The 7780-nt window shown below is 58.9% G+C and carries 8 protein-coding genes; 6 read left to right on the forward strand and 2 right to left on the reverse strand.

All coding sequences use genetic code 11. The features are described from left to right. Both F2P67_RS24760 and F2P67_RS24765 read right to left on the reverse strand, forming a co-directional pair. On the reverse strand, positions 1 to 1151 hold a 1151-nt coding region (locus F2P67_RS24760; RefSeq protein WP_166225000.1), incomplete at its 3' end, for a catalase family protein. After that, the gene (locus F2P67_RS24765) at positions 1148 to 2956 is read right to left on the reverse strand and encodes a di-heme-cytochrome C peroxidase (protein ID WP_166225003.1); all 1809 of its coding nucleotides are present in this window, start codon (positions 2954 to 2956) and stop codon (positions 1148 to 1150) included. The genes F2P67_RS24760 and F2P67_RS24765, both read right to left, overlap by 4 nt. A gap of 270 nt (positions 2957 to 3226) precedes the next feature. Between F2P67_RS24765 and bamJ the strand changes: the two genes are divergently transcribed. The 6 genes from bamJ to F2P67_RS24795 form a co-directional block, all read left to right on the forward strand. Beyond that, entirely contained in the window at positions 3227 to 3946 is a 720-nt protein-coding gene (gene bamJ / locus F2P67_RS24770; RefSeq protein WP_103306955.1) for a BamJ family beta-barrel-assembly machinery protein, read from the forward strand. A 293-nt stretch (positions 3947 to 4239) separates the two neighbouring features. After that, positions 4240 to 4695: a YkvA family protein gene (locus tag F2P67_RS24775; protein ID WP_166225006.1), complete on the forward strand. Its 456-nt coding sequence runs from the start codon at positions 4240 to 4242 to the stop codon at positions 4693 to 4695. A 112-nt stretch (positions 4696 to 4807) separates the two neighbouring features. Then, the gene (locus tag F2P67_RS24780) at positions 4808 to 5149 is read left to right on the forward strand and encodes a helix-turn-helix domain-containing protein (protein ID WP_166225009.1); all 342 of its coding nucleotides are present in this window, start codon (positions 4808 to 4810) and stop codon (positions 5147 to 5149) included. Further along, positions 5146 to 5517: a hypothetical protein gene (locus F2P67_RS24785; protein ID WP_003223109.1), complete on the forward strand. Its 372-nt coding sequence runs from the start codon at positions 5146 to 5148 to the stop codon at positions 5515 to 5517. Before F2P67_RS24780 ends, F2P67_RS24785 begins: the two co-directional genes overlap by 4 nt. Beyond that, the gene (locus F2P67_RS24790) at positions 5518 to 5922 is read left to right on the forward strand and encodes an SEL1-like repeat protein (protein ID WP_166225012.1); all 405 of its coding nucleotides are present in this window, start codon (positions 5518 to 5520) and stop codon (positions 5920 to 5922) included. Between the two features lie 242 nt (positions 5923 to 6164). Then, a partial coding sequence (locus tag F2P67_RS24795; RefSeq protein WP_246226550.1) for a DUF6531 domain-containing protein occupies positions 6165 to 7780 on the forward strand: 1616 nt, incomplete at its 3' end.

Here is a 7780-nt window from a genome sequence, read left to right on the forward strand (position 1 = left end):
CTGTGGCGATAGTCGCTCACCGCCTCATACACCGCTTTGCGCAAGCGGTTGATCCCGCCAATCGGCCGATGCGCCTCGATACCAAACCACGGATTGAACGACAGGTTGTCGCACGCAAGATTCAGCGCAGGCGTATCGAAGTCCTGCGGCGGCAGGGTAATCCGCGCCACGGTTCCGAATGCCGAGTCTTGCTCACGCCATTCAATGCTGGTGTCTTCGATCGGCATGTATTTGTTGGCGTCCTGACGCTGGATCTGCAAGACGAAACACGCCGGCACTCGATCCGTCGACAATTGCTGATTCAGTGCACTGCGCAGGAAGTTCGGCAAATCGTGATTCTGTTTTGGCAGTGTATAGGCCGGGCAACTGTCCGGATCTGGCACAACCCGAAACTTCGCATTGGCTTCACCGAATTTATAGGGTGAAACCGAGAAGTAAGTGGCCCCGGTCGGGCTGTCCGGCGGAGGCGCCAGGGTGGCCAGCGCAATAAACAGATGGCGAATCTGCCAGGTACGGGGATCTGGGCCGGGAAAGAACGCCATGATCTTTTTGCCGTCGGCCTGGGCCGCCACATTCTGACGATACTCGGCGACATCGCTGACAAAGAAGTTCGGATGGCTGAACATCACGAAGTCCTGCTCGCGCTGCTCCTGACGGTTGGTCAGCAGTTGTTTTCCGGGCACATCAAACAGCTTGATTGCCATGCCCCGGGCGTCGCGCATGCTGTCGAACTGCGGGTAGGCGTTGCCGTTGGACAGGCGAATCATCGCTTGCCAGGTTTTCCCCGGTTCGCTGAAAATCCCTTGTCGCAACGACTGCGCCAGCTCTGGCAGCACTCGCACCTCAGCCTTTAAACAACCGTGCGCCTTGGCATGCGCGTCGCGCAGATAGCGTGTGCCTTCGCGATGTTGATCGACGATGCGCACCGCGGTCTGAATGACATCCCGCGTCATTGCAGCTTCACCTGCGGGAATCTGCTCCAGTGCTGACACCGGGCCTCGATGCTGCCAGGCGAGCCATGCAGCGGCGACGGCCCAGCAGAGCAGGCCGGCGACGAGCACAATCAGCAAGGTTTTGCCCAGCAAGCGCCCGAGCCACAACCAGATCCGCGCCAGCAGTGGCAATTCTTTCTTGAAAGTCGACATGATCATGGCAGTTGCGCCTCCAGTGGCCCGCCTAGGACTTTCAGGTACTCCAGCAACGCCCAGCGTTCTTCCGGTTGCAGCCAGCGACCAATGACGCCGTTACCGCGTTCGCCGGCGCGAAATTCATGGCCGCTGTTATGGTTGCCGCTGATCCGCGTATCGAACAGGAAGCCGTTAGTAAACGCTTCTGGGCGATAACCCAGGTGTCGCGGATCGTATTCGAAGCTGCCTTTATAGAACGTGGTGGCGCGCTCATCCTGCGGTGACAACAACTGATAGAGGCTCGGCACCGAACCGTTGTGCAGAAATGGTGGTGTCGCCCAGACACCGGCCAATGGGCGAGCCTTGTAGGCGACTTTTTCACGAACGCCGATGGGCAGGCCGAAGCCATCCAGTAGTGGTTTCTCTTCAGGCGTGACATTGGCCTCGCGATAGGCGCGGTTTTCAACGAAAGCGGTGACATAAGCCAATCCCTTGGCCACCGACAACTGGCTCAGGTCCAGCGGCTCCTTGGGCGTCGGGTGCAGTTTTACGTCCATTTTTTCCAGCTCTTTCACATCCCATCGCAGCGCCGTCAGGTCGAAGCGATGGCTGGCAATGTTGTTGGCAGCGTTGGGATCGGTGCCAATCTCCTCCACCGGCAACATGTGCAGACGCTGCACCCAGCGCTCGCCTTCTTGAGTCTGGCGCGGCACGTGGCAACCGGCACAATTTTCCGCGAACAGCGCGCGACCCTTGGCGGCCAGCGGTTTATCGACCGCGCCAAACAGATCTTCGGGCCACGCGGGCGGCTGAAGTTTCTGCAGGGTTTGCTCAATCTTGTGCAGGTCGCGCACGCGCACACTGGATGCATAACGTGCGTCGCCCTGCAGTGGCTGACCGTTCGCATCGAAGAAATTCAAGGTGGCACCGACGCCCAGCGCCTCGCCGATATTGCGTGCCATCGGTTGCTGCGCCGAGCCGTTCCATTGCACCCAGTCGAATGTCCACATGTCCCACAACTGCGGGTAGTCGACCGGCGCGTTGGCCACGCGGTAATTGGCCGGGGAGATGGCATCGCCGAACGTCGCGTTGGCGATCCGCCCGAAAGCATCGGTGCGCCCGGGCCCTTCTTCGGTCGGGTAGAGGCCGCGATGGGTGTCGTTCCAGGCAACTTTGAGGAAGGTGTTCAGCGAGGTTTTGAAGTCTTTGCGCAGTTGTTCATGGCGGGCGTCGTAATTTTCACCGAGCACTTGTCTGGCGAAGCGTTCGAATTTCCAAGGGTTGTAGTACGTGGACGTCAGACTGGCGACCAATGCCTGTCCGAAACTGCCACCGCGCAATGTAGGAACACTGGAGGGCAAAACGTGCTGTGCGGTGCCGCCGTCAATGCGTACGGCCTGACCCTTGAAGCGCAATTCGCCGGTGTGGCAGGCAGCGCAAGTTATGTCCAGATATTGCTCGGCGCTGCCGGGATTCTGATGACGGGCAAAACCCACTGGCAGATTGCCGGGGTTGTCCGGTGTGGGTTTCTGTTGCGGATCGATCAGGAAACCGAAGCGTGCGAGGTACTCTGGCGAAGCGAAACGCTGTTCCGAAAAGGGCAATTCCAGAGCCTGGAACCACTCGTAGCTCAGGCCTTTGACCTGCGTGCCTTGCGGAGTGAAGTAGTAGATTTGCCGCTCGTGTTCGCTCCACTGGTTCAGGTAATGCACCTGTTGAACCGGCGTATAGAAAGGCAGTTTCGGGTTGGCGACGTAGTACAACACCACTGCGAGGAGCAGGCCCAGCAGCACAACGATCAGCATCAGCACACGGAATAAGAGGCGCAAGTTAAACATCCTTGTCGAGTTATTGCGCTGTTATGCCTGACCCCGGCATCGCTGGGCAAGTGGCCATTACGCCAGATGCTGTGGGAGGAGACGTCGTTTGTTGTAGGAGCCAGATGACAGAAGCTTCATCGTTCCTTTGTCCAAATGCGTTTTAATCCCTGAACTTATCAGAAGATTCCTGCTCTCATGCCGGTAGCCATTGGTCGTGGCGGCCTGATAAGCTCGCGGCTTTACTCGATTGCCCTTTCGGCGCATGAACAAGGAAATAGCATGAAACAGCATCGGTTGGCGGCGGCGGTTGCCCTGGTTAGCCTGGTCCTCGCGGGTTGTGATTCGCAGACCAGCGTAGAGCTGAAAACCCCGGCGCAAAAAGCTTCCTACGGTATCGGCCTGAACATGGGCAAGAGCCTTGCTCAGGAAGGCATGGATGATCTGGACTCCAAAGCGGTAGCCCAGGGCATCGAAGATGCCGTCGGCAAGAAAGAACAGAAGCTGAAAGATGAAGAACTGGTCGAAGCCTTCGCCGCGCTGCAAAAGCGTGCCGAAGAGCGCATGGCCAAGATGAGCGAAGAGTCGGCAGCCGCCGGCAAGAAGTTCCTCGAAGAAAACGGCAAGAAGGCGGGTGTGACTACCACCGCTTCCGGCCTGCAGTATGAAGTCGTCAAGAAAGCCGACGGCCCACAGCCTAAGCCTACCGACGTCGTGACTGTTCACTACACCGGCAAGCTGACCAACGGCACCGTATTCGACAGCTCTGTCGAGCGCGGTAGCCCGATCGATCTGCCGGTAAGCGGCGTGATTCCGGGTTGGGTTGAAGGTCTGCAACTGATGCACGTTGGTGAGAAGTACAAACTGTACATCCCTAGCGATCTGGCTTACGGCGCACAATCGCCAAGCCCGGCAATCCCGGCCAACTCGGTTCTGGTTTTCGACCTGGAACTGCTGGCCATCAAGGATCCAGCCAAAGAAGACGCTGCTGCCGCCAAGTAACAGGCATCAGCTTCGACAACAACGCCTCGCTTATGCGGGGCGTTGTTGCATCTGGGTGATGGCCCGCGTAAACAGAGCGAACCGATGGCGGTGACGGCAGTCTTAGCTTTGAGGCTGCCCGCGCTAGACGCCCTGAGCCGCCAAGTCAATGAAATATTGGGGTTTTTTATGTGAGTAAAAAACGCCCGATCTGAGCGCAGCCCTTGTAAGACGGGGCTCTCAGCGTTGAAATGCAGCTCTGTTCACAAGGTTATCCACAATTTGTGTGGATAACATTTCAATGGGAGGAATAGATGAAAGCTCCGTGGAATTTCGCTCGATTCCTGCCCCTGGCCGGTCGCCTGCTGGCCCGTGGACGTTTGCCAACATTGCTGTTTGCGGTGGCCAGTAAAGGTGCCGCGCAAGGCAACCGTCTGGGTAAACTCAAGGATGATCTGCGCTTGCTGCAGGCGTTGTGCCTGGCTTACTGGCGTGGCGAGTACCGCGCAATCAGTGGCAAGGCCTTGGTTTCGGTGGTGGCGGGGTTGATGTACTTCCTCAGTCCGGTCGATGCGATTCCAGATTTCATTCCGGTGTTCGGCATGCTCGACGACATCGCCGTCCTTGCCTGGTTGATGAAAACCCTCGACGATGAACTCAATGCATTCCGTACTTGGCGCAATCGCCAGCAACCGGAAAAACTTGCGGTCGTTGAACGTCTGCCCGATACCCCCGAACAACTTCAGCTGCAGGGGCCGAAAAAGCCCTGATTGTCGAAGTCCTGTAACAGATAGATACCCCTCGCGACCTTGGCCGCTGTTAGGATTACACTTCTAGGGAAAAGTGCCGACTCGCTAAGTGTTGTTGTCCTACGGGGTAGTCATGGATATTCAGATAATTGCACGCGATGGCGAACCCGAATACGCGGTTCTGCCTTGGGCTCAATATCAGGCTCTACTGAAAGCAGCAGGTATCAACGAAACACCGTCGCAACCGGCTCCAGCGCCGCTTGCGGCCACCCCGGACCCGATTCTTCCAGGTCTGGATCAGTTACGCAGTTTGCGCGAAGGGAAGGGCATCGCCATCGAGGCGCTGGCCCGCACGGTAGGCATCAGCCCGTCTTATCTGGCCATGATTGAAAGTGGCGAGCGTCAGCCCGACGCCGCGATTCGCCGCAGCCTGGCCTGGGAACTGACGGTGCCAGGTTGGAGGGATCAATCGTGAGCGTACGCATCAGTCGTCAACATTGGGACGGATTGCTGGGGGAGCTGGATCAGGCGCGCCGACAGCGCCATCTTCTGACGTATCGGGCCTTGCTCGAACGTTTGCAACTGCCGACGCCAGCGATGCAAACCCTGACCGCTGCACTTGAGCATCTGGCCGCGCTGGATGCCAAAGCCGAACAACCGTTGCGCAGTTCGCTGGTCATCAGCCAGGGCGCCAGTCGCCTGCCGCGTACCGGTTTCTTCGAATGCGTTGAACGTCTCGGACGCTTTTCCGGGCCATCCGATGGCGTCGCTGCCGCTTCCTGGCATGCGTCGGAAGTGGTCAGAGTCTTCGAATACGAGTACCCGGAATCGGCGGAGGCCTGAGTGTTTTTACGCCTCAAGGCGCGGGTCGCTTATTGGCTGGCCCGGCGGTTGTTTCACTGGTCATGGTTTGTTCGTCAGCCGCGTGGCTGGCGCTGGCTCGAGGGCCAGTTCGCGCGGATGGCCAACCTTGGCGATGTCGGCGCGCAAAGCTTCTACGGCCACATCCTGACTTTTCGCGGAGTCGGATTGGGCGCACGGGAAGAGGGCATTCGCCTGTTGCGTCTGGCCGCCTTGGCGGGGGATGGCAAAGCGGCTTATCAGGTCGGCGTAATCAGCCTGGCGGGCTCGCCGAGCAAAGCTCCTGACCCTGAAGAGGCGGCACGCTGGTGGAACCTGGCCGCCAAGGCCGGGCATCCCTTGGCCGAGCTCAAACTGAAAGAATTGAGCTCGCGCGATTCCGTTTGATAAACCTGTTTTGCTCTTTGAATAAACGTGGCGTGAGGGAAACCTCACGCCACGTTTGCGTTTTCGCCTGTGCGTTTATTGGTAAGTGATTTTTTAAGGATAAGTCCTACATCTATCGCCTACTTGCCTGACTTCTTTCCTGACTGATCCCCCGCACAGTTCCCGCGCCTAATTTTTTTGCGCGAGGGAACGCTCATGTTCGACCCGGTTATTCAGTCCACCCCGCACTCAGATGTGCGTTGATGGACGCCGTCATTCGCATCGAGCAAGCACTCGACAGCTTTCCCGACACCCTCAGCCTGTATCGCGAACAGCTCAAGCACTGGGCCAGCCGAGCGGCAGACAAAGTCAGCCACACCGCCGACCTGCCGTCGCTGATGGGCATGGAGCGGATCATCCGCTTCGGTGAGCACAGTACCGCCGTCAGCAGCAGCGACAACGAGTTTTTCTCCAGCGTCGTCCAGTGCCCCAAGGGCGGGAAGATGGCAATCGAGAGCAAGTTCGAGTCGGTGTACGACATCCCGCTGGGCAACATCGTGGTCGATGTAGTGGCGGTGGACAGCGGTGAATCGACACCCATCACTCTGGATGCCGAAGGCAAAGGTGAATTCAAGGGTATCGAGGGCAAGTTCTACCGCGTGCAAGTGCACAGCGATGTCACTCCGGAACAGGTTGCAGAACTGTTCGGCTCCTACGATGGCTTGACCCGTGAACTGGATGGCTGGTTGCGCAGTGAGTGGCAGGGGTTCAAGCCGCAGTGGTCGCAGTCAGTGGCGACAGCGGCGGGCAACGGCCTGCTGGCCGGCAGTTGGGCGGCAATTGAAGGCGTGTGGGACAGCATTGGAATGCTGTCGGACATTCTTCAGGATCCCGCCGCGTTTGCTGACCGGTTGGGCAGCGGCGCAGCCGATCTTATCGAGCTGGCCCAATCCGCCCCCGATGTCATGGCAAAGCTTCAGTTACTGGTCAGCGACGAAGCGGCGCTGTGTTTGCTGTTGCGCACGGCGAGTCTCTGGCTGGAGATGCTGTCGCCCAGCGAGATTGCCGGCAAAACCGCTGAAGCGGTATCGATGGTCGTGGTGCAACTGCTGATCGATGTGTTGATCAGCGTCGTTCTGACGTTCGTCGGTGGCGCGGCGGGAATCGCGTATCTGACGTTGCGTTTGGCGGATCGCGCCGTGCAGCTTTTGTCGGCGGTGAAGCGCTTGGTTACGGCGCTGTTTGGCATCGTCAAAGACTTCATCAAATACGTCGACCAGTACAAAGCGGTAGCCGCCCGTGGCATCGCTGCCGGTGTGAAAAACGGTCGCATGCAGTTGCGCTGGAATGCCCGGCGCAACACCGCGTTGAAGCCGGATGAGTCCCACGACGACGCCCCCGACCAGGCGAAAAACCCCAACGGCGACAGCGCCGATTGCGTGCCCAATACCTGCACCAACGGCTGCCCGGTATCGATGGTCACCGGCGAAGAACTGCTGACCCTCACCGATGGCACGCTCGACGGGCGGCTGCCGTTCGAATTCACCCGTTTGTATCGCAGCAGTGCCGCCGAGATCGATATCGGGTTGGGCTTTGGCTGGAGCCATTCGCTGGCGCATCGGCTGGAGTTTGAGGGCGACGTCGTGGTCTGGGTCGACCACGAAAACCGCCGCACGCGGTTTCCGCTGCCTAGCGCCGAGCGACCGGCGATTCATAACAGCCTGTCGCGGGCGGCGATTTTTCTCGGCGATGAGCCGGAAGAACTGATCCTCGCGCTGGCCGGGGACACCGCGCGGTTTTACCACTTTCGCGCCGGGCGCCTGACAGCGATCAGCGATGCGTATGACAACCGTCTGCGCATTTCGCGGGATCGTCAGGA

This window comes from Pseudomonas atagonensis, assembly GCF_011369485.1.
Classification (GTDB): domain Bacteria; phylum Pseudomonadota; class Gammaproteobacteria; order Pseudomonadales; family Pseudomonadaceae; genus Aquipseudomonas; species Aquipseudomonas atagonensis.

Excerpts from the sequence above, each read along its gene's own strand:
- F2P67_RS24780 (WP_166225009.1), top strand. The coding sequence starts at position 4,808 with ATGGATATTCAGATAATTGCACGCGATGGCGAACCCGAATACGCGGTT.
- F2P67_RS24775 (WP_166225006.1), top strand. The coding sequence starts at position 4,240 with ATGAAAGCTCCGTGGAATTTCGCTCGATTCCTGCCCCTGGCCGGTCGC.
- bamJ (WP_103306955.1), top strand. The coding sequence starts at position 3,227 with ATGAAACAGCATCGGTTGGCGGCGGCGGTTGCCCTGGTTAGCCTGGTC.